General features: G+C 39.6%; 2 pseudogenes. Both read left to right on the forward strand.

Annotated elements, in window-relative coordinates:
- Positions 1-1,134, forward strand: a pseudogene (locus tag A6E03_RS20295) (hypothetical protein); the annotation flags it as partial.
- Positions 1,121-1,467: pseudogene (locus A6E03_RS17980) on the forward strand (hypothetical protein); the annotation flags it as partial. The pseudogenes A6E03_RS20295 and A6E03_RS17980, both read left to right, overlap by 14 nt.

Here is a 1,467-nt window from a genome sequence, read left to right on the forward strand (position 1 = left end):
ATCCTTAACCTTTGGAACACGGCAGCAGTGCTTCAAAATATCCATCATAAAGCAGCGCAACATCCAGAGAGTGATTTATGGACCGCCCCTGCTGTTAGAGAAGCAACCTATGCGACAAGTTATGCGGTATCGGCTGTCACAGCAATGTGGAGAGATGTAGCCTGGGGCAAGATGGCGACTAACCAATCTTTGCTTTCAGAGCCACTGAAAATAGCATTGCGAAGTAGTACTCATTCATACGAACTTAGACAAAGTTTAGCCACCTTTGCCAAAACAACCGCTGCGGTATCTTTATTTGGTTTAATCGCGACAGCATTAGAGACGTGGGAGAGCTATGATAAATTTAAAGATATGAGTCATTCACCGATGGAACGGTTTGGCTATGGGTTAAAGGGTTTCTCTACCGTTATTCAAACGATTGCCTTTGGAGGTCAATTGACCGCATTAATTTCTAGTCGATTAGGGTGGACTTTCCGTTCATTTGGTCTTCTTGGTTCTATTATTGCGCCCTGGATTCTTACTACATTTATGGTGGGGTCTATTCTCTTTCTTATCTCGATTATAATTATCAATGCTTTTAAGCGTACCGAACTAGAAAAGTGGCTATTAAATTCCGCATGGGGGAAAGATGCAAAACATTGGGAAGCCGTTGATGAGTTAAGTCGATTGGAGCAGATTATTCATAAGCCTCAAGTAAAACTCAACAAAGTATTTTCTAGCTCTCCTTCTAAAGCAATATACGGTTCTGCTGCGGGGCAACAATGGCAATTAGAGATATCTTTGCCCATGCACACAAAAGGTAAGTCTATTGGTTTACAAATTACGCGCACACCAACGCAAAATAAATATAGTTATGTGACTTCTTCATTAAAATCAGCAGTGGTTATAAACGAACAAAATGGCGTTTGGAGTAAAGGTGAAACGGGAAATCCAGTCTATCGTTTAGATTTAGGTGGTACAACCAAAGATAGTATTACGGTCTTCATTAGTCTGCCTTTTAACTGGCAAGCATCAGAGCATGATATGTTGGGCTATATTGCTTCAGGTAATAGTCAAGGTGAACTTGTTATATTGCCAGCACGGAAAGATAGCGTTATTCGCACTATTAAAGTTGAGGTGAATGATGGGTTCTAAAGAAAAAATAGATCAATTAAAAGAGCAGCTATATCAGGCAAAGATTATCTACAGTTGGGAGGATATAGGAGGAAGCTTAAAGGATAAATTAGTAGTTTGGGGAGTCGCTGCTTTTATTGGTTGGCTTTTACCTTTATTTCTAATATGTGTTGAAAGTATTCCTTTATGGAGTAATGAATTTTGGTTTTTTACAGGTTGTGCAATAGCTGGAATGCTGGTCGTGAGGTATTTATTTTTTCCAGATAAACATCGTTGCTATCACCTAACTCCAATGGGTATTCATTATACTGAACAAGATATGATCCCAGAAGTGGCTTATAAAATTGCGCGAGG

This window comes from Aliivibrio sp. 1S128 (assembly GCF_001691065.1).
In the GTDB taxonomy this organism is placed as follows: Bacteria; Pseudomonadota; Gammaproteobacteria; order Enterobacterales; family Vibrionaceae; genus Aliivibrio.